The following is a 21,454-nucleotide window of genomic DNA, read 5'->3' as shown; positions in this document are numbered from 1 at the left end:
CCCAAACCCCCGATTGGGGGACGCAACCGTCCCCCAAGCCCCCTCCAAAATAATTATTCGGTTTTTTGTTTACTAATTATTTGTGAGCTTTGTTGTCAATGAATTTTCTTAACTGAACTGTATTGGATTATCAGGGGAAAATCATGACCATAATTTTACTGGCTACTGAGGCTAACGAGACTATTAACGGTACCGATGCTAACGATATCCTTGTAGGTTTAGGGGGTAACGACATCATTAATGGTCTGGGAGGTGATGACATCATCGATGGTAGTGATGGTAATGACAGTATTAACGGTGGTTCTGGCAGGGATCTGCTTACAGGTGGTCGTGGCATAGATACGCTGACTGGTGGGGAAGGTAAAGATTCTTTCTTATTCTCTGATGACCCCTTCTCTGCGGGTTCGCCAACGCTAGCTGCTAACGGTATCTCTGTTTTGAATCAGCCTGATATTCTTACCGACTACCAAATTGGCGAAGATGATTTAGCATTTCAAAAGCAGCAGTTAGGTATTGATATATTCAACTTCCAGAAAGGAAATAGCGGCAATTTAGCTGGGAATAGTAATGTACTGGTGCTGCTAGACTCATTTCCCAATGCTGCTGCGGCTGCTAAAGCGATCGCAGATAATAATGCAATCACAAGCGATCGCGGTTTGTTTGTCTACTTCAACACTACTCTAGGCTTTTCCCGCGTTGTGTTTTCCCAAGATCTAAGCGACGGCGGTGCAATCAGCGTTCTTGGCAATTTAACCAATCAAACAGATCCTGCTAATCTGGCTCTGTTCTCTTCTGGTGACTTTACATTAACCTGATGTCTCTTGGAGAAACTCTAACTTTGTCGCAGCAAATTAGGCAATACTAAAAAATCTTTGCAACACATCAATCATCTGTAGAGACTCACAGATGTGCATTGGGATCAACTTAAGCTCAAACGCTTATCTCACAAGCATTTTACCCCTCCCCACTTGCGGGGAGGGTAAGTTTTGGCTTTAGACAAAACTGGGGTGGGGTGACGCGAATCGTAATGGTAAGTGATTTAATTCAAAATCACGCCTTGACAAGGGTTTCACGTTAAGTTGACACCTATGACATCTGTGTGTGCCTACCTCATGTATTTATCGGTTCTATGCGGCTTGTGATGATTTTGGCTTGATCATTTCTTTGTGATAATTACTATTCACATCTAGTTGCGCCACAATTTCAAATTGCTCAAGTTGTTGTTTTAACCAAGCAGTAAATAAATCTCCTAAAATCATACTGCGCAGTTGCTCATCTAATTCAGGTTTGATGATTTCTTCTACCCAAATTAAATGCACTCCTTTGGCGGTAATTATCGGCTTGAGAAGTTGTGGTGGATGAGTAGCAAATACTGCTGCTGCTATTTCCGCTCGGAAATCGTTACGGCGTTTAATTCCCTGATATCCTCCAGCACGACGAATTTCGGGATTTTCGATATATTGACGGGCAACTTCTTGGAAATTCATTTCGCCTTCTTGCAAGGCATAGAATAGTTCTAACGCTAAGCCTTCATCATCTAAAATTACTTCATAGGTGACAGCACCAGCATAGTTGAGTTGGTTTTCATAAAAAACCTGTTCAACTTTATCTCCAAATAGATGAGTGACTAACTTTGCCGAAATTAAATTAGTTTGAGCTAATTCTTCAAAGTCATCGAGTGAAAGATGATATTTTTCTAGCCATGCCCAAGTATCTTCTGCCTTAAGAAGTTGGTTGCTTAACCGCAAGCTATCTGCTGCTTGTTGAATTTCTTCTTGATCAACTTCAATACCCGCCTCTAATGCAGCATCGGCAATGATTTTGCGAGTAGCAATCGCTTCTAACAAACTAGGAATTTGACAACTGATTTTGACATGATGAAAAATATCTGTGCTAGAAACAGTTAAAATTTTAGCCATAATCTAATTCCTCAGGCTATTCAAGCTTATTTATGTGGAGATAATCTTTAAATTTGTTGGCAGATACACCATATTTTACTTACTTATTTTAATTTTTAGCAATGCTAAATAATGCATATTTATTGCGCAATAATCATAAAAAATTGCACCTAAATTAATTATTAGCTAACTGTTAAAACAAAACAATTAAGTAATAGTTATATTATAATTCTAATCCTCCTTTTTGCAACTTCTTAAATGGATCTAAAACAAAGTCAATAACTCGACGCTGTCGCACAATTACTTCTGCTGTAGCTGTTTGTCCAGGTGTTAAAGAAATCCGTTTAGTTCCTGATTCTATATAAGGCTTACTAAGGGTAATTTCCAACTCATAAATTTCTATTTTTCCTTGGTTAGTTTCCTGAATTTTGGAATCAGGCGAAATCCAGCTAACATGACCTTCTAAAACTCCATAATCTTGGAATGGATAAGCATCAAACTTGATTTTTACAGGCATTCCTTTCTTCAAAAAACCACTTTGTTGGCTGGGCATCTGGGCTTTGAGTACATAGGCAGTATTCTTAGGTGCAATTTGAGCAACCATCTGCCCAGATTGCACTACTGATCCAGGTTTGGAGATGGGTAATGCAAAAACAGTACCATCAACAGGCGATCGCAATGTTCGTTGCTCTAACTGAAGCTTTAAGGACATCATCTGACTGCGGCTTTGCATGATATCTGCTCGCAGTACACCAATTTGTGTTTGCAAGTCTTTGAGTTGTTCCTGACTTTTGAGGACAGTTAGTTTTCCAGCTTGCAGTAAGCTCTTATAGCTACTTTGTACTTCTTGTAATCGGAGTTTTGCTTGCTTGATATCAGACTCAAGCTGACTGATTGTTGTTTGATAACGGCTTTGTTCTTCAGCTAAACGCAATTGGGCTTGTTTGATATCGGATATGGCTTTTTCATAAAGTCGTTTGCTTTCTTGTTCTTCTTTTTTGAGTTGATCGACTTGGTTTTCAGAAACCGCGCCATCCTTGACAATTTGGTTAAAGCGTGAAACTTGCCTAGAATCTATACTTAAACGACTTTGCGCCGACTTTTGGTCATTCTGAGCGCTACTAATCTGCTGCTGCGCCTGATTAACTAATGCCTGTTTTTCTAATTTTTGTAAGTTATAAGTACTTTGTTTTCCATCAAGGTTTTGCTGCGCCTGATTAACTTGGGCAATCTTTTCTAACTCTTGGGATTGGTTTTGTTGCTCTTGGACACGAATCGACAGTTCCAATTGGTTTTTGAGTAACTCTAGTTGCATTAGGCGATTTTGTTGTCCTTCTAACTTCGCTCGCGCCTGTTGGAGTTCGGTTCTCAAAACACCAGTTTCGAGTTCGACTAAAACTTGTCCTGCGGCTACAGTTTGACCTTCTTTCACCTTCACCGCAGTCACGCTACCAGCAACTGCACTATCTAATTTTTGTGCTGCTCCTTTAGGTTCTATACGCCCTCTAGCGCTTCCAGTTTCATCAACCTTAGAAAGCATCGTCCAAGGTAAACTAATTGCTGCAAACCCAATCAAAAAGTATAGCAAAGAGTGCGTCCAACGCTTTGGTAAGGCATCTAAAAGTTCTTCTGTGCTATGAGACCAATCATTAGTCTCATTTGCTGTTTCTGTATGATTAAACTCAGTAGCATCTTCTACAACTTCAGATTGGTAGTAGTTTTTAGCGGCATCTTCATTAGATGTAGTTAATGTTGTTGATGAATTCCAAGATGGATCAGGCATAGCTTGTTACCCATAGTGAAGAGAGGGGAAAACAATTCAAAATTTAGAAATCTACTAGATTCTTGTCTATTGAACAATGAAAAAAATTTTCATGCGTGTTGGTGTACGCAGTTGATGATAGTTATTTAAGACTCAACTTGCGCCAACTGTTGCTGATTAAGGTAGAAGTAATGACCTTTTTTAGCAATTAATTGATTGTGAGTACCGCTTTCAACCAATAAGCCACGATCTAAGACCAAAATCAGGTCAGCATTACGTACCGTGGAGAGTCGATGAGCAATAATTAGGCTAGTACGCCCTTTAAGTATGGTTTTGAGATTTTTCTGGATGATACGTTCAGATTCAGAGTCAAGGTGACTAGTGGCTTCATCTAAAAGCAATAAACGGGGATTACCCAACAAAGCACGGGCGATCGCTAATCTTTGGCGTTGTCCACCAGATAACATCCCGCCACCTTCGCCGATTTGGGTTTCGTAGCCCATTGGTAATTGCTTAATAAATTCGTCTGCTCCTGCCAAATCTGCCGCTTCCATAATCTCTGCTAAAGTGGCTTCTGGGTGAGCAATGCTAATGTTTTCGCGAATCGTACCGCCAAATAAAAACGTATCTTGATCCACCACACCAATTTGGCAACGGAGCGATCGCAGGGAAATACTAGTAACATCTTGACCGTCAATCAAGACTTTGCCATCTGTCGCCGGGTATAAACCCAAAACTAATTTAGAGAGGGTTGTTTTACCCGAACCGCTACGCCCGACAACGGCCACTGTTTGCTCAGGCTTAATTTCAAAGCTGAGATTTTCGAGGACGTTAATCTCACTTTCGGAATGATAGCGGAAAGTGACTTGCTCAAAGCGAATATGACCACGCAGCCTAGGCAACAACTGCCGGGGTTGATGTTCTAAATCTTCTTCAGGTTCTGCTTCTAAAACATCATTAATCCGTTCTGTCGAAACTATCACTTCCTGCAATTGGTTCCACAAGACTATGAGCCGCTGGAAAGGACGGATGATGTTACCTAATAACATATTAAAAGCGACTAATTGCCCAATGGTCAGCTGGTTTTGAATTACCAACGAGGCACCAAACCACAGTAAACCTGTAGTTACCAAAGTTTGGATGGTAGAACTAAAAATTTGTAGTTGGTTGCTAATTACCTCGGCTTTAAATGTTTTTTTGATCAAATTATTGAGAAGTTCTTCCCAATGCCAGCGCACTGTCTGTTCAATGGCCATTGAGCGAATTGAGCTAATTCCTGTCAGACTCTGAATTAAATAACTGTTTTCCTGGGCTAAGGCAGTAAACACCTCTTGGGAAATGCGGCGCAAAAAAGGCGTTGCAATTAGTGCTAGTAAAAAGAATGGTGGCACAATTGTCAAGCACAGCAATGCCAATTGCCAACTGTACCAAAACATCAACCCTACATAAATAAATACTGTCAGCAAATCCAAGCTTATAGACAGTGCTTCTCCGGTAAGAAAGCGTTGAATTTTCTGATTTTCTTGGACACGGGAAACAATATCGCCAACGTAACGCGATTCAAAATAAGATAAGGGCAAGCGGAAGGTATGTTTGATAAAACCTACCATCAGCGATACACCGATGCGGTTGGCGGTGTGATCCAGCAGATATTGCCGCAGCCCATTTATAGCGACGCTGAACAAACCAAAAATCAGCAAACCGAAACCAACGGTATTTAAGGTCAGAGTACTACCCTGGACAATGACTCTATCTAAAAGTAACTGAGTGAATAGCGGCGTTACCAATCCCAATATCTGAATCAACACAGAAGCCACGAACACTTCTAGCAGTACTGTAGTGTGAGGTTTGACTAAATCAAAAAACTGCCAGAATCCTGAACTCGCTTCTTGAGCTTCTTTTAGTAGGGCGGTAGGTTGCAATAATAAAGCATAACCAGTCCACCCTGCTTTAAATTCTGCAACCTTAAGGTTGCGTTGGCCAATGGCAGGATCGCCTACAATTACTTGTTTTTTAGTGATTTCGTAGACGACTATGTAATGCTTGCCTTCCCAGTGAGCGATCGCCGGCAAAGATTGTTGTGCTAATTTATCAAGACTAGCTTTCACTGGACGGGTAGTAAAACCGACGCTTTCTGCTGCTGCTGTTAAACCCCGCAGTGAGGCACCATCGCGGGTAACGTTAGCTAACTCCCGCAAGCGATTGACACTCAATCGTTTACCCCAATAGCGGCTAATCATGACCAAGCAAGCCGCCCCACAATCAGAAGCACTTTGTTGTTGATAGAACGGATAACGCTTGCTAAGGCGTCCCCACCAATGCCCTAATCTGACTTTGGGACTGGGAAAGTAAGCACGTCGTTTTCTTTGCAGTTTTTGTGCCTGAATCTGAGAAGGGAAAGAAATAACGTTGCTGTTGGTATTGGTAAATATCGCTACGGGTTTTTCTACAATGGGTTCTTTTAACTCAATCAATTCTGCTAATTGTCCCCAATGTTGCAGTGCTGTTTGCCAATCAGTATGCTTGAGACTGTAAGCGATCGTTGGTTGCGTAGCTTGCCAACTACCTGGTTTCATAGCAGAGATATTGCCGGGTATTAATCTGCTACCGTCAGAATGTCGTAATTCTCCCTGACGCACTACCCATAGCTGAGTTTCTGCGGTTAGTTTGGCTGGTACTGAACCAATCTCCAGATGGTGTCGCGAGAAATAAGCTAAGGCTTTGAGCATATCTTCCACAGATGTATTGCCTTTTCCGGTTGAGTTTTGGCGACACAACATGAGTAAATCCCAACGTTCTGCACGATCAAAGAGGCGATCGCGGATGCTGGGATATTTGCCCATCAAAGCTTGCAATGTCTCTTGTTTGATATAGCTAAGCTTTAAGTTTACAGAAGATCTGGCAGAGTATGGTTGCAAACTCGCTTCAGGAAATAAAGTCAATTCACCAAATGATGCACCTGGGGAGAGGGTAGTAATTAAGTTCTCCGCACTATCCAGCAATCGCACCTTACCCGCCAAAACTAAATAAATTCCGGCTTTTGCTTGTGTTGCTTGCCAAAACTGTTTTGCTATCGGCGGTTCCACAATTTCCATCGCCGCCAAGCAGCTTTGCAGTTCTCTATCTTCTAGCTTCTCACCCAAGACAACGGTAAGCTGTTCACCAAGCTGTGCTTGTGAAAATACTGATGGCATTTCCTCATCTCCAAGACTGAATTAGTGGTTGGTCTGTTTCAAATTAAATGACCAAGGAAAATTCGACTGGGCATTGTTAGATTGCAAGTCGCAAATTCTAATGCCAGCATCCTTTAAAGGGTCAATTGCTTGTTGGTTTGAGGATTTTTGCTTGGTTGACAGCCCCATTTGCTTTAGTAAGCGATTAATATGGCGATCGCTGATTTCAATCCTAAATTCCTGTGCAAGATGTTTACTCAACCATTGAGCTGTCCAGCTACTAAATGCATAACCATAATCACGCGGACTACGACTCACTAATTCTTTTAACTTTTCAAGATATTGATGATTAACAGTCTTCGGTCTACCAATTGGTCGCTCATTCCATTTGTGCGCTAGACCTGCTTCTGCTACAGCAATCCAGTATCGTGCCATCTCTTGAGAACAACTTAATATTTCGCAGATATGGGTTTGAGACATACCCTGATCTGCTAGCAACATAATTTCAATCCGACGACGATATTCTGGCTGTAAATCTGCTTGCAAATTCTTCAGCAGAGCTTTTCGTTGAAAAGGCGTCAAAAACCTGCTTTCTGGCGTGGCGGCACTATCAACCGCCTTGTCTTGGCTAAAATAGTATGACATAATCATTGTCCAGTTGCATTCAACTGTTAAAAATGTGGGCAAAGCTGTCCGCTGCAATTGTGATTGAATCATGACATCCAAGGTTTCACAATTGCGTAGTTAATTAGTCCTGCAAGACTAATTAATTACTTAACTTTAATGTGCAACTAAGCCGGGAGTTTTTTCCCTAGGTTTGTCAAAGCCTAGGGATGCATTCCCGGTTAGCGTTGTTTATAAATCGCACTGCTAGCATTAATGAAGTTAGGCAATAAGAAATAGGCGAGAGAATTACATCTAGTTATTTTTCCTTTTTGCAAATGATATAAAATTTCTATTAAATTCTTCTTGAGGAATCTGCGACGGTAGTGAGTTCGCAAATGACAAAAAGATACCTTGGCAAGATCTCCAGAAAGCATAGCTATTATGTCCCCTGATAAATACCATTAATTGCTAGAGATTTAGCTTCCTTGAGTTTAATTGTTGAAACCCTTTTTTAAATTATTTATGACAGTTAGGAATTGAAAGAAATCATAAGCAAAGCCAGATTTTTCTGACAAGCTAGCTTTAGAGTACGTCGATCACAAAATTTTGCCCAGAAAAAGTAGATTTTTTCTCAATCCAGAACTTTTTAAAAAAGGATTTATAACGATAAAGTCAGTTAATACTTTACCATGACAAAGAACACACTATTTCTTTAAATATTAGATTTCCCTGATTTAGTCAAGCTTATATTCAAAAAATTTTACATTTTTACTAGAAATTTATACTGACTTCATCAAATCTTTAATTAAATTAAATAAGTTTTATTAATGACTATCAATAATAAATTTTATTTAAAAAAAACTTATTTAGAAATGTAATACTAAGATTTAGGAACTGTACAAATTTATTATTTTGTGCATTACCTAAATTAGGTGTTTTTAGGCTTGTCTCGATCATGTTTTGATCAGTATACATTGCTAAAAGCTCATCAACAAATCAACATTGAATGGCGCAAAAATATAAACCATATTTGGGATTTGCTGTCAATGTATAAGTCCTAAACTTTTAAAATGCGCCTACAGCTAGGATAGATTTAGACGTAAAATATACATGATTATTAATCACAATATAGTTATTTATACATCTATCTTAAGTTATAAAAGTTTAATTTTCACAGAATTAACTTGCTAACTCACTATTTTAATATTGCAGAGGCTGTTAATAAATGGTTGAATTAAGATTTAGTAGCGCTGCCAATCTTATGAACCTGAATGACCTTAAAATCTGTATTTTTTGATAAATAAAAACTGGAAGCTATTTAAGTTTTTTAGCTTCCAGTATTGATGATATAAATTGCTAATTTCTAAAACCGCTATAATCCTGGTTGGGAGGACGAGGATTACAATAGTCGTTTATAGAAGCGTAAGAGCTATAAGTTCCATCAACACTGACTACGATTTAATTGTCACTTTTTCAATTTCCACGTTTGCTAATAGTATTAAATATGAGCTTTTTGGTCTAAAGTCATACTAACCACAGTTCCACCATCTCAAACTAGGTAGGAGCAATTCAAAGTCTGGATTGGGGAAAGCCACCACTCTCAGTTTTTTAAGCTCAAGCTGTTTGGAAAAAGAACCACCAGCAGCAACAATTAGAGGGTTAGTCTTAGTGTTGAAGTTATTTATTCTATGAGATGTTGACTGATTCACCAATTAGATTGGTGTATTTCATGATTGGAACTAATCATTAATTTTGTTCCTGCACATAAAATTAGCTAGTCAATAATCTCTGTTTCAGTTGGCATCTATAATTTATAAAATTTTATCGATCAATATTTGCCAATTTGGCAGATTTTATGAAAATAAAAAAGTGGTACTTATTTGAAAAAACTTCAATTATATATAAATTGGCTGAGTATTCACTCAGTTATATAGGAAATTTTGTTGTAATTTATATTGTTTTTAGAAGCCTTTATACGGTTTAATTATAATCCTTGATAACTTACAATTGTGGATCACACTAGCAGCGAAATTAAATATCTATGTTGAAAGCTAGCAAAGAGCAGTCCTCCTAAAGGGGAGGACGCTAAAATTAGGGGTTTTTGAGGTTGCAATCACAAAGCAATCTTTAGGCTGGATTTTTACAAGCAGTCCATTTAACAGCAAAACAGCATAATAAACCTGCCGTGCTATAGATTATTAATTTGCATGGCAAACAGACAGCTACTAAATGAACTGCTAATCTAGGTCTATTTAATTAAATCGGCAGAAACACAAAGAAGAATCTAGATAAATTTCTAGTTTTACTTCTGATTTCATTGCTCGATATTATTGAACTTGCTTTGTCAGCCACTGCTCCTGACTATCACGAATTTCTGCTTTTTGCTTGCCAACAACTTCAAGATAAGCCAAGTCCTTAATTTTACTCAAGCAGCTTGAAGAAATATTAGTATCAGACCTCTGATCGGAAGATTGTTTGGCCAAGTTCATGCTCGAATTTTGCTGGTGGTTAGACCGACTCATGAGAGAGTTTTCTTTGAGCAATCGATTGTATGTGCGGTAAGGAATGTAATGTAAAGGATTATAGCCAGCAAAGCGTAGCATTAAAACACATGCCCATGAATACTTACCTGCAAGAATCGCTTCAACTACTTGGTCAAACTGTTCAGGATGCATTGAGTTTTTTAACTTGCTACTAATGGTAGAAATATCTTGGTTCATAGTGTTATTTGTCTGGTAATAAGGTAAACCAATTTAGTTGCGGCGGTTTTTGAAATTTAAGTTGAAGTTAGCAAACTGCTCTAGCTTATTTGCGTTTGCTGAATTAGCTGAAGGAAGATATCGGCAATGCAGTAGTAGCGAATGCTGTTGAAAAACACAACTCTATTAACAGTCCCAAACAGAAATATCAAAAATTCTGAGCAAATTTTGCCATTCCTGACAAATGAAGTTGCTTGCTTGAGACCACTCGCTCTGCTGGGGAGACACCAGTAACCCTCTGCATTACCCCACTATTTGAGAAGTACTACGCTGCGAGTTCTCCTTTGGAGTACGCTGAACAGGTTTTCAACCACCAAGTTCAACAACCCACCTTGGGATTTCTCTAGGTAGCGTTGTCTCACCCTATCTGTGTCAGAACCTCTGCAACGCAGTGGCTCCCCTCCGCATCTTCTGTGGTGGTAGTTTGTAGCTGTTTCTGGTACGGTTGCCGTTGTTAGAGAAACAGCACTGTCATAAATTGATACTTTCTCAGGAGCAAGATGGTATTGAGGGTGCAAATTATAAAGCTTCATCTTAGAACTGCTCCGTTGGCTTGAGGTTTCGACTGCATTTAGCCTGATTATTCTTTCCATGAGCTGACCTTTATTCGGAAACTTGACTATTGTGAAGCAAGCCTGTTTACCGCTTTGCCTTAATTCTTCAGATACTCTCCCAAGTTGCACAGTCCTCACTAGGCGGTACTAAGTACTTATGGAAGAGGCTGCTTTTGCTTGGCAGTTAACGTCAGGTAAAAATTTACCCTTTGTTATTTCAGATGACTGGCAGAAAAAAGTCTCTGTATGGCTCTTGGTAGATGCAGTTTCGTCCTCTTGAAATTTTCTAACTCCTAATTCAATTACTTTCCCTGATAAGATTTGCGTATTTTATAATACTAACTTCTTAGGAGTTACTGAGAAAATTTACATAGACTTTAAGTTAGTAAAGAAAAGTTCTGTATCCTTGATGATCAAGAACAACATTTTTATTTATACTATATTTTTGCCGTTAATGTCATCCACCAAAATAGTAGCTTTATAAGTTAAATTCCCTGATTTCATTGTGATATCTACTTATGTATTGTACAACTTTGCATTTTTTTATGTATTTCATAAATGCTGAGGGGTAACACCCCTCAGCAAAAATCTATTTGGAACTTTCATATACTTCGGCTTACTAAGAAATTTTACCATTAACTCTGTTGTTTAAAAACAAAAAAATTGTAGTGTAGATATTATTAAAAAAACTTAAAGTCATTCTGCTTATTGAAAATTATTTTTATATATTTGGATGATAGTAGTTCGCTATTAATGTCGAGACTGCTTATATAACAAAGCTTACAGGCTTTATGTATTTGATGTATACAACGATATTTCTTAGCAATATAGCTTGAAGTTTAGTAATAAGACAAAGATAGTAATTTGTCAGATTTACGGTTTTATGTTATGATATACAAACTATAAAAAGTACAGCTAAAATAACATCCAAAATAGTATTTTAGCAAAAAAAATTAGCACTTTAATACAGAAAATTAGGCTTTAAATTAAAAACAATAAAGACTTATCTTCAACAGTAGAAGCGCTAAATTTAGGTAAAAAAGGTTGCGGTTCTCTTGATGAATAACAAATTTACCTAAGGGAGATTACATATTGAATTGTAATTGATATGAGTCGTAATCAAAACTGTTCATTGCTAACAGTTTCTTATAAAACTCTTTTCCCAAAATGATACATCGGTCTGAAACAAGTATGAAAGTCGGCATAGCAGATACTGGAGTGTTAGAGATGATCACGGTGGTATCCTCCCGCTCAATGCAAGCTGAGTTTTGTTGAAACTGTTGTTCTGAATGTCCATATAATGCACTTGTCTGTTCATCTAAAATTAAAATTCTTGGATACTTATCTGTTAGTTGGCTGTTTTCAGCTAAAAGCAGCGTTGCAATCAAGTTGTGTGCTTCTGCTAGGTTGAAATATAGATTTGCTGAAAACGAAAAATACTGTTGCGATACCAAGCTCAGCTGAGTTTGCCAATATTGGGGAACATGATGAAAAATAAAATACCCAAAATAATCCAGCAAGTACGGTCTATATGCTGTTAAGGCAATTTGCCAAGCATTCCAGACTACGAAGCTAACAATAAAGATATTTAGGGTAAATAAACTTTTTAGATGTATAAATTGATTAAGAATAACCTGGGTCAACAAAAGAGTCACTAAAGCAGAAGTTTGCAGCAAACCTGTTGGGGATACTTGCAATTGATTCTCAAATTTTTTATCAGAGGTACTAATAGCTGTTTCCCCCTGTAACTTTTCTAATTGCTTACATCTGGGGGGAAATAACTGAGGCGCTAGATCCTTAAGTAATTCCCAGCGTTCTAGAGATAGGTGATAAACTAGTAAGCCAGTTTGGGCGATCGCGTCTACTAATGTAACACCAATCTCTCTCCAACTTTCACCTACCCATAAATTCTGAATTTTGATATCTTCAATTTTCCTGTTTAAACCATAGCTAGTCAGTTCCACATCTAGTTGGGATTCCCGTAACACCAAAACTTGACTCAAGCTTGATACTGGGTTCGTATCCCTTGCAACTACCCTCAACAAGTTTGGGGTAGCCGCTTTTTGAGTGGGAGACTGCTGGCTATTTGTATATTCCATATCTCCCTGAACTCTTAACGATGAAGAGGAGTTCATGGCTAAATTTTGGGTTTTTTAGTAATTTAGTTAACTTTAATGAGGTGAATACTTACAGTACAAAAAGCTATTAATTTCTTAACTGTTTGGATTTTGTCATTCCAACAGCCTCTGCAAAATGCAATTATTTGTGGTTTTAATTACCAATTGCTGAGTTATCATTTTTCAGTAGCTTTTCGTTAGTGAAAGTTTAGAAAAAAAATTACTAGCAACACCCATGTATGTTTTCAGCAGAGTTCTTATTAACTGCTGATACCTGCCTAGACAACTTGGACTACAGTCATCAATAGGCACTGTATACTTTAACAAATTTGACTGACTCTTTAATCAGTAACCATTGATTTTACTGTCTTCTTGCTGTAGTCACAGCCACATATAGATAAATTGTTAAAATTGTATCATACATGAAAAGTGAATATTTTTTATAGTAAAAAGTTGTATTTACAGTATTTATTTTTACAAAAGAATAGTAAAAATAATTTTTGGCTCAAGTAAAAATTGTTAATTGTGAACATAAAATTGGTGAGATTAGTAATCTAGATGACTAGAGATAGCGATGCTAAATCTTGTTAAAACAGTAGTCTTGAGGTTTTAATATTTAGCATCTTTCTTGGTATTACTTATGTTTTCCATTTAATTTTGAAACACCCGGAAAATAAAATCACATATATCAATACTTACTGTTTCAGCTACAAGTAAAGTAGGCTGGGAAACGCAAATAATAAAACGTATAAATTTATTTTTATGTATATTTGGTTGCAATTTTCAGATTAGTTAATCAAAAATTAATACACATAGAGGCTGGAAATTGGGATAACCAGCAAGGAAGCAAATGAGTCCACTTGCCGTCTTGGACGCCACATGCTTCAAGTCGGCACAGTCGCCCAACGCAGTGGCTCCGTTTCCCGTCACGTAGACGCGGAGCGGCTTCCCGCAGGGTAGGCAAAGTGGCGTTAGCACAAGCGGTAGCGACGCAGGAGCGTCACCCATTCTCTGAAGCGTTCCCGCAGGGTAGGGGTGCAGGGAGCAAGGGAGATAATACTTCCCCCTTACCCTTTGCGTCTTTTCCAGTTCTCAATGCGCTACTGAGCAATAACTAAGTAAATTGCCCAAATAGCCATTGCCCGTAGATAAGTGCTGGCACGAAAAGTACCAGATGCTGTGATGGCTTCGGGTGTGCGGAATTGTAGCCCGTTGTCGTAAACTTGCTGCACTACAGCTTGTGTTAAGCGCCATGCTTCATCCTGCATTCCCATCTGTACAAGAAAAGCTGCCAGTCCAAAGTTGATACCTGTCCAAACTTCTAGAGGGTGTGTAGCTTTGGGGTTTTCTGGGGAACCGTCGGGAAGAACACCGTTTGCAGCACCGAACTGACCATTTTGGAATTTGAGAAAGCAAGCATCATACACAGTTTTTAGGGCAGAGAGGGCGCGATCGCTGTCTACAATATCTGGTAATCCCAACAATCGTGCATAAAATTGTCCACACAATTGATCTGCCATCACTACATCAGAACCACTCTCACTATCTAAGCGGTAATATTGCCCATTCCAAAGTTTTTCTTCGTAGATGGAGCAAGATTGTTGCAACCAAGCTTCATAGATGGATTTTTGCATTGCCAAGTTATCAAGTCCGCCAAGGTTTTTCTCGAGTAAAACTTCGCTAATTGCGATTGCCGCTTCCAAAGCTGCCAACCACAATCCGCCACAATATGCACTGACACCTTGCAACCGCCAATCATCAAAAGTTTGGTCTGGTGCGCCGGAATTTTCAGGAATCCCATCGCCATCTAGATCAAAAGTTTTCAGGTAGTCGAGGGTTTGGACAATAGCATCCCAGCAGTCTGCTAAGAACTGGACATCATCAGCGCCTGTGAGCAGAAAATCTCGGTATACTTGCAGTACAAAATCGCTGCCCAGATCCTTCCATAAATTGCAGTCTTGGTAGCAGGTGTAGTTGGTTTTCTCCCAGACGTGTTCATTGGGTGCACCCAAATCGTGGGGTGTTGCGCCTGCGACTTTGCGAACAGCGGTTGTAGTGTCTGCGCCAATTGTGTAGTAATAGCCAATAATGCGTTGATGATCGTCATTTTGGGGAATCGCCCTTGCAAAAGCTCGCATCACTGACTTTTCTAGTTCTGGAAACAACATCAGCAAGGCGAAAGAACCATACAATCGCACATCTAAACTTTCATACCAACGGTAATCTAAGCATTCCAGCACCGCAAACTGACCGATGGGATCAAGTTCTGATGCTGCACTCCAAAGAGTACCACCACTAGTGAGGTCATACAGCTCATTAAATAGAGCCATTTTAAACCAAGCGGGTAAATCTTCCCGGTCGAGAATGGGTTGCTGCCAACTTTGAATCTGCGATCGCCAACTTTGATATTCTTTTAGAGCAGTAGATGCGATCGCCCAAGCATTTTGACCACTTCTCCCAAAAAAATCTGTATATCTGCGGTAATAGTTAATTCCGGCAGCAAATTCTGTTACCGGAAAATCCCAAGCTAAGATAAAGGGAATTTCTAGAGTTTCTCCTGGTTGCAGGGTAAAGCGGAGAGCGATCGCAGCCCCGATTTGTGTATTATCTGCTGCTGGAGTTGCATCAACATAATTTGACAAAGAACCATCTGCTGCAAAGCTTTGCCACAACTCCTCACCAGTACCAACCGGATTCCAGCGCGTATGCTGAAATACTTCCACCTGGGGATGTTTTAGCGTGGCGATACACCAGCTACCATCGCCTTCCTGCACAGGTGCATCACTATTAACTCGCGATAAAAAACAACCAAAGTATTGGTCATTTTCCACTAATTGATTGTAATTACCTTGACTCTCACCCAAGCGCGGTTGATATTCATAAACGGGACTACCATCATCCCGAATCTTCACTTCAGGCGCTTTTAAAGCATTCGTAAACCAGCCCACCATATTTTGCCACGTGAGCATGATGCTAAGAGTAATAGGTGCATTCGTTGGATTATGGGCATTCCAGAGAAATATAGCTACTGGGTAACTAGTTTCTTGATAGTTATTTGCCCAAATGGGGGAAAACTGCTCACAGGTTAACTGTGCTTGCAAGACATTTTCGTAGACAAACCAACTACGGGGATATAGCGCGTGATAAGTACCCGTGTGGGAAGTCCCTGCTGTTTGTTGACTAGCTGGATACCATCGCCAAGCACTTAGACTCCTGTCTTTTGGTACTTGGGTAGATAAAGCGTAAGCTTGGGAAGATGAGCCATTAGACTCAAACACGCTGAATTGACAGGCGGGAATATTCTTAAAAGTATGCTCTCCTCCGTCAATGTGCCAGAGATTAAAGTCTCCCCGTGAAGAACGCCCGATACAACCAGCACCAAAGCCACCTAAAGGCATACCATGCCAAGGGCCATCATCAATATTGCTAGCGTAGCGGACAGTGTAAGGCTTATCCCAACCAAGACCAATGGGACGATTCCAAGTGTAAGAGGGGATTACGGAGGAGAGCAGATTTGTCATCGCCTGATTATACAGCGTGCGGTTAGTCTAAGGAAGCCTAGCGCGATGTGTGATTTTTCTCAAGTAAAACGAGTTAAAAACGTAGCGATCGCTCACCCTTTAAACTCAGAATATTTATTAGTAAGTATTGAAATTCAACTTGTATATGCGGGCACTCTAAAATTAAGCAACATACGGGAGACTAATTTCTATGTCCACAACCCCAATTAGTGCAACACTAAAGCAATCAGAGAGAGATGAGGTGTTGCAAGCGATTGCCACCATTAAAGAAAAGCTACCATTTTTGATTGATTTAACTAACGAGGAGCGCAAAGCTTTACCCAAGATGGGAGATAAAAGTCGCGCCTTTGTTAGCAAAGCATTAGAAGTAGCCACACAGAACCCAGAGTTTTTACCGCGATCGTTTGACCTCGAAGAAATGCGGAAAGATGTACAGTTGTTTGAGGCTTTGTATCCAGTATTGCTGTCGCTGTCACAATTACAAGAATTGGTGGATGATACATTTCTGGCGGTGGGTAGTGAAGCCTATGCAGCCGCCTTGCAGGTGTATAACTATGCCAAAGCTAGTGGACAAGGCGGTGGTTTAGAGACAGTAGTTGACGAAATGGGGCAAAGGTTCGCCCGTAGATCTCGGAAGCCCAAGCCTGAAACAGCAGCTTTGTAGAAAATAACTCGGTAGTTGCACTTCCAAGGTGCAACGTTGCAGATCAAAACTCGGATGTTGGAGTAAATTACTCGGCGTTCCGAGTTCAGAACTCGGAATTTCGAGATCGGAACACGAAACTTGAAGTTCTGAACAGCAACAGCCGAGATCCAAAGGTAAATGATGGTGAAAAAAAGGCGATCGCTCGTGCTTTGGGGTGCAACAGCCGATATCCAAGGGTGAATGATGGTGAAAAAAAGACAAATATAGCCCTTCCCATCCCATCTTTACCAATCTGCAACCTTACGCTACCACAAATATTTTCCGTAGGGGCATGGCAATGCCATGCCCTCAGAGAATTGTGCAGCACAACCGAGAATTTTTTTGTCATCTTCCTGAGATTAATTAGCATCATTCACAGGTAATATACATCGGGAAAAATAATATTATTTATCGTTGAGATGCCAAATGGGTTGGAGGGCAAGGCATTGCCTTGCCCCTACGTTATTTATATGGAGAAAGGCAAAAATTAACGATTGAAATAAATATAGAAAATCATGCCTTACGATCCACAAAAACATCATCGGCATTCTATCCGCTTGAAAGGGTATGATTACACCCAACCCGGTGCATATTTCATCACCATTTGCACTAAAGGAAAGCAATGTTTATTTGGTAATGTGGTTAATGGCGAAATGCAATTAAATTCTTTAGGTCATATTGCCTTCAACTGCTGGCAAACAATACCCGAACATTTTCCCCACATTGAATTAGATACATTTGTAGTCATGCCGAACCATATCCACGGCATCTTAATCATCACCGACAACCCCGTAGGGGCAAGGCAATGCCTTGCCCTCAACCAACATCCCAACCACAACACAGAAAAATTCGGTCAACCTGTACGCGGTTCTATTTCTACAGTTATTGGTAGTTATAAAAGCGTAGTCAGCAAACGCATTAATATAATTTGGCAAACCAAAGGACAATCAATCTGGCAACGCAATTTTTACGAACACATTGGTAGAGAACAAAAATCTATAGATAACATCCGAGAATATATTGTCAATAATCCCCAGCGTTGGGCAGACGATCCAGAAAACCCGCGACATAATTCTGATATTCTAGATTACCTTTTCGATATTCCTTTCTGATTAAAAATACTGCACTATCTCATCAATATCAATTTGTATTAAAACGCAACACATGGTAGGGGCATGGCATTGCCATGCCCTCAGAGAATTGTGCAGTACAACCGAGAATTTGTTTGTCATCTCCTTGATATTAATTAGCATTATTCACAGGTAATATATATCGGGAAAAATAATATTATTTATCGTTGAGATGCGAAATGGGTTGGAGGGCAAGGCATTGCCTTGCCCCTACGTTATTTATCTCTAGATTACCTTTTCGATATTCCTTTTTAATCAAAAATCATGTGTTTGGTTATAAATATCAATTCACATTAAGACGCAACACATTATAGGGGCATGGCATTGCCGTGCCCTCATAATAAATATGTAGAACGCCTCGAATTATGGCTTTTTCTGCCCCAAATTATACTTAACCTCGATTTCAAAATTACTTTCCGCCGAACCCTCAGTTAAAAACGGAATCCCCGTTTTCCCACCCAGCTTGATCCCAAATTTAACTGTTACCTCTTCCGCGTCGGGTATATTCTTAAAAGCCCCGACAGCTAACTTGGCATAATCACGAATCTTACTCTGAAATTCTTGAATTTTTACCGTTGGTAAAATATCACGATATCCTGGTTCCTCATCTTCTGGAACCTCAACAACTTCCTTAGATTCCACATAGATTTCGTACTCTCGATCGCCATCTTTGACAATCAGCCTTTGTACTTCTGACATTTGGTAGCCTCAGTTAGTTTTTTGGTTGTTATTCTAGTACTATTACGTAAAAATGACTGCCACAGAGATATGGCTCGATATGCCCTGGTAATTGGCATTGCCAAGTATGACAACATCACTAACCTACCAAAAGCCGTCAACGATGCCGAAAACATTGCACAGCTATTAAAAGAACACGGTCGGTTTGATGTGCAGCCGTTACCTGGTAAGCTAATCGAGAGTGAAAATCGCTGGCAAGTTACTGCTGAGAAAAAATTACTGGGTAAAGAACTCGGTCAAGCGCTGAGGATGTTTTTACTGGAGAAAGCCAAAGGTAGCGAGGCGCTGATTTACTTTGCAGGACATGGATTTGAAGCACCCAGCCTCACAGGTGAACCGAAAGGGTATTTGGCTACTACAGATTGTCATAAAGATGGGCAAAATGCGATCGCCTTTGATGACTTAAACACCTTAATTGCCAAATCTCAACTCAGCAGCCTGGTGGTACTGTTAGATTGCTGTTATGCTGGCTCCTTACTAGAAAGAAGCTTCATCAGATCGAGCTTTCCCGTCTTCAACAGAGAACAAGACTACTGCTTAATTACAGCCTCCCGTGCATTTGAAAGAGCTAGGGAAGATGCTGAAGGTGGGATTTTCACCAAAGCAGTCATCAAAGGATTATCTCAAGATAAAGCTGATGTTACTACAGGGGAAGTCAACGCCAACGACTTGATGAGTTTTGTATCGCGGGAACTTAAGGGAAGCGGACAAGAAGCAATTTACATGGGCGGTGGTAGATCGATTCCTCTGGTTTTTTATCCAGGAAACAATCAGGTAGCGATTGGGGTGGTGAGTGAAGAATGTCCCTATCGAGGATTACAAGCTTTTGACAAAGAACATGCCAAGTTCTTTTTTGGTCGGCAAAAAGTAGTTAACTTAATTCAGCAAAAACTCACTCAGGCTAATTTTATTCCCATCATTGGTGCATCAGGAAGCGGTAAATCTTCCGTGGTGTTGGCGGGTTTAATTCCCCAATTAAATGAAAGTGAGTGGCAAGTTTTAGATCCAATCAAACCAGGATTTGAGCCTTTAATTAAGTTGAGAGGAGCTTTTCAAAAGTTTTTTCCAGGCGCTAAAAAAGAGAAGCTGCTTAAAGATTTGATTGAAAATGAGATTAATGATGTAGCTGCAATTCTCGAAAATCTCCCAAGTTCAGTAAAATTTTTGCTAGTAGTCGATCAATTTGAAGAAGTATTTACTGGCGGTGCTAGCCAGCAAGAAAAGCAAAGATTTATCGAACTGCTGACTCAGGTAGTAGACATTACCGATTCGCGGTTAGCAGTTGTAATTACCATGCGTGCAGATTTTCTTGAACCCTGTTTGCATTATTCCTCTCTGCATCACCTAATTCAAACCCAGGCTGTTTTTATCCCACCTTTAACCGGAGTTGATTTAAAGGAAATAATCACCGAACCAGCAAAACTTCAGGGTCATAGTGTTGAAGAAGCACTACTATTAAAAATTCTCCAAGATGTGAAACAAGAACCTGGATTTTTGCCCTTATTGGAGTTTGCCTTAACTAAACTCTGGGATAAACGCGACCAAAAAAAGCATCAACTTACCCTAGAGCAATATGAAAAATTGGGAGAATTAGCTGGGGCATTAAATCTCCATGCACAAAAGGTTTATGACTACCCAGATTTTGAGGACGAATCCCCAACTCAACAACGCACTCAGCAGGAAAAAGAATGGATCAGGCTGATTTTTCTGCGATTAGTGCGGACTGGAGAAGGGGAAAAAGACACCCGACAGCGCCAACCAAAAGCCACACTCTTAAATATTGCAGGTTATGACCCCAATCAACAGGAACAACTTAGTGAATTACTAGATGGGGAAGCGGGATTAGTTAAAGGACGCTTGTTGGTTACAGGGAAAGATGAAAAAGGAGAAGCTTGGATTGATTTAGCCCATGAAGCCTTAATTGAAGGTTGGCAAACGTTTAGAGAGTGGCGACAACAAGACCGAGACTTGCGGCGGTTGAGTGACAGGTTAGCAGATAGCCGACGGGAATGGTGCAATAAGGGCAAGAGTGAACAATATTTTATCCAAGGCGGACTGCTGGCAGAAGTGAGAGATAGCTGGCAACAATTGCAGCCTTATGTACAATCACCGCAAGAAGATGAAGATTTTTACCAACGCAGCGACAACCACGAAAAAAGCTGGACTGCCGAACTGGAAATGGCACTTACAGAATCTAGGCTGCGAGAGAAAGCTGCCAGAGTAGAGAATTTATTGACAGTCCAGCCCCTAGAAAGTCTAGTGCTGGCCATTCAAACTATGGGTGAGAATCAAGAGAAACTACCCCAGCAGATTCTCGCACCAGTTCAAAACAGCTTGAGTCGAGTGACCAATAAAGCCAGAGTCTCCATTCCCTTCCGTGGTCATGAAGATGATGTCGCCTCTGTCGCCATTAGCGCCGATGGGCAGACAATTGTCAGTGGCGGTGGTGACGGCACAGTGCGGTTGTGGAATCTCCAAGGTCAGCCCTTAGCTGAACCTTTGCGCGGTCAT

The 21,454-nt window shown here is 40.1% G+C and carries 13 protein-coding genes; 4 read left to right on the top strand and 9 right to left on the bottom strand.

Features of this window, described 5'->3' with window-relative positions:
• Positions 1-143 precede the first annotated feature (143 nt).
• Complete coding sequence (locus BV375_RS05025) at positions 144-815, top strand: hypothetical protein (RefSeq protein ID WP_086757938.1); 672 nt, start codon at positions 144-146, stop codon at positions 813-815.
• A 312-nt stretch (positions 816-1,127) separates the two neighbouring features.
• Here BV375_RS05025 and BV375_RS05020 read toward each other — a convergent pair whose 3' ends face one another.
• The 8 genes from BV375_RS05020 to BV375_RS04985 all read right to left on the bottom strand — a co-directional run bounded on the left by BV375_RS05020 (position 1,128) and on the right by BV375_RS04985 (position 16,390).
• On the bottom strand, positions 1,128-1,919 hold the full coding sequence (locus BV375_RS05020; RefSeq protein ID WP_086757936.1) for a peptidylprolyl isomerase: 792 nt from the start codon (positions 1,917-1,919) through the stop codon (positions 1,128-1,130).
• Between the two features lie 202 nt (positions 1,920-2,121).
• Positions 2,122-3,681, bottom strand: coding sequence for an HlyD family efflux transporter periplasmic adaptor subunit (locus BV375_RS05015; protein WP_086757935.1), 1,560 nt, complete (start codon positions 3,679-3,681; stop codon positions 2,122-2,124).
• Positions 3,682-3,806: 125 nt separating this feature from the next.
• Positions 3,807-6,854 (bottom strand): peptidase domain-containing ABC transporter, encoded by a 3,048-nt coding sequence (locus BV375_RS05010; protein ID WP_086757933.1) that lies wholly within the window; start codon positions 6,852-6,854, stop codon positions 3,807-3,809.
• Positions 6,855-6,875: 21 nt separating this feature from the next.
• On the bottom strand, positions 6,876-7,478 hold the full coding sequence (locus BV375_RS05005) for a helix-turn-helix domain-containing protein (RefSeq protein ID WP_086757940.1): 603 nt from the start codon (positions 7,476-7,478) through the stop codon (positions 6,876-6,878).
• 2,288 nt (positions 7,479-9,766) lie between these two features.
• Positions 9,767-10,159, bottom strand: coding sequence for a HetP family heterocyst commitment protein (locus BV375_RS05000; protein ID WP_086757931.1), 393 nt, complete (start codon positions 10,157-10,159; stop codon positions 9,767-9,769).
• A gap of 290 nt (positions 10,160-10,449) precedes the next feature.
• The gene (locus BV375_RS35770) at positions 10,450-10,731 is read right to left on the bottom strand and encodes a hypothetical protein (protein WP_143841997.1); all 282 of its coding nucleotides are present in this window, start codon (positions 10,729-10,731) and stop codon (positions 10,450-10,452) included.
• A gap of 1,106 nt (positions 10,732-11,837) precedes the next feature.
• Positions 11,838-12,887 carry a hypothetical protein gene (locus tag BV375_RS04990; RefSeq protein WP_143841995.1) on the bottom strand — a complete coding sequence of 350 codons (1,050 nt, stop codon included), beginning with the start codon at positions 12,885-12,887 and terminating at the stop codon, positions 11,838-11,840.
• A 1,082-nt stretch (positions 12,888-13,969) separates the two neighbouring features.
• Positions 13,970-16,390, bottom strand: a complete 2,421-nt coding sequence (locus BV375_RS04985) for a GH116 family glycosyl hydrolase (protein ID WP_086757924.1) — start codon at positions 16,388-16,390, stop codon at positions 13,970-13,972.
• Positions 16,391-16,580: 190 nt separating this feature from the next.
• On the opposite strand from BV375_RS04985, the gene BV375_RS04980 reads away from it, so the two are divergent.
• Both BV375_RS04980 and BV375_RS04975 read left to right on the top strand, forming a co-directional pair.
• The gene (locus BV375_RS04980) at positions 16,581-17,054 is read left to right on the top strand and encodes a hypothetical protein (RefSeq protein ID WP_086757922.1); all 474 of its coding nucleotides are present in this window, start codon (positions 16,581-16,583) and stop codon (positions 17,052-17,054) included.
• A 536-nt stretch (positions 17,055-17,590) separates the two neighbouring features.
• Entirely contained in the window at positions 17,591-18,187 is a 597-nt protein-coding gene (locus tag BV375_RS04975; RefSeq protein WP_086757920.1) for a transposase, read from the top strand.
• A 381-nt stretch (positions 18,188-18,568) separates the two neighbouring features.
• Here the strand turns inward: BV375_RS04975 and BV375_RS04970 are convergent, their stop codons facing one another.
• Complete coding sequence (locus BV375_RS04970; protein ID WP_086757917.1) at positions 18,569-18,904, bottom strand: CU044_2847 family protein; 336 nt, start codon at positions 18,902-18,904, stop codon at positions 18,569-18,571.
• A gap of 69 nt (positions 18,905-18,973) precedes the next feature.
• Between BV375_RS04970 and BV375_RS04965 the strand changes: the two genes are divergently transcribed.
• The coding region (locus BV375_RS04965) for a caspase family protein (protein ID WP_086757914.1) at positions 18,974-21,454 on the top strand (2,481 nt) is incomplete at its 3' end.

Source organism: Nostoc sp. 106C (assembly GCF_002154725.1).
GTDB lineage: Bacteria > Cyanobacteriota > Cyanobacteriia > Cyanobacteriales > Nostocaceae > Aulosira.
This window is presented reverse-complemented; position numbering and strand designations above follow the sequence as displayed.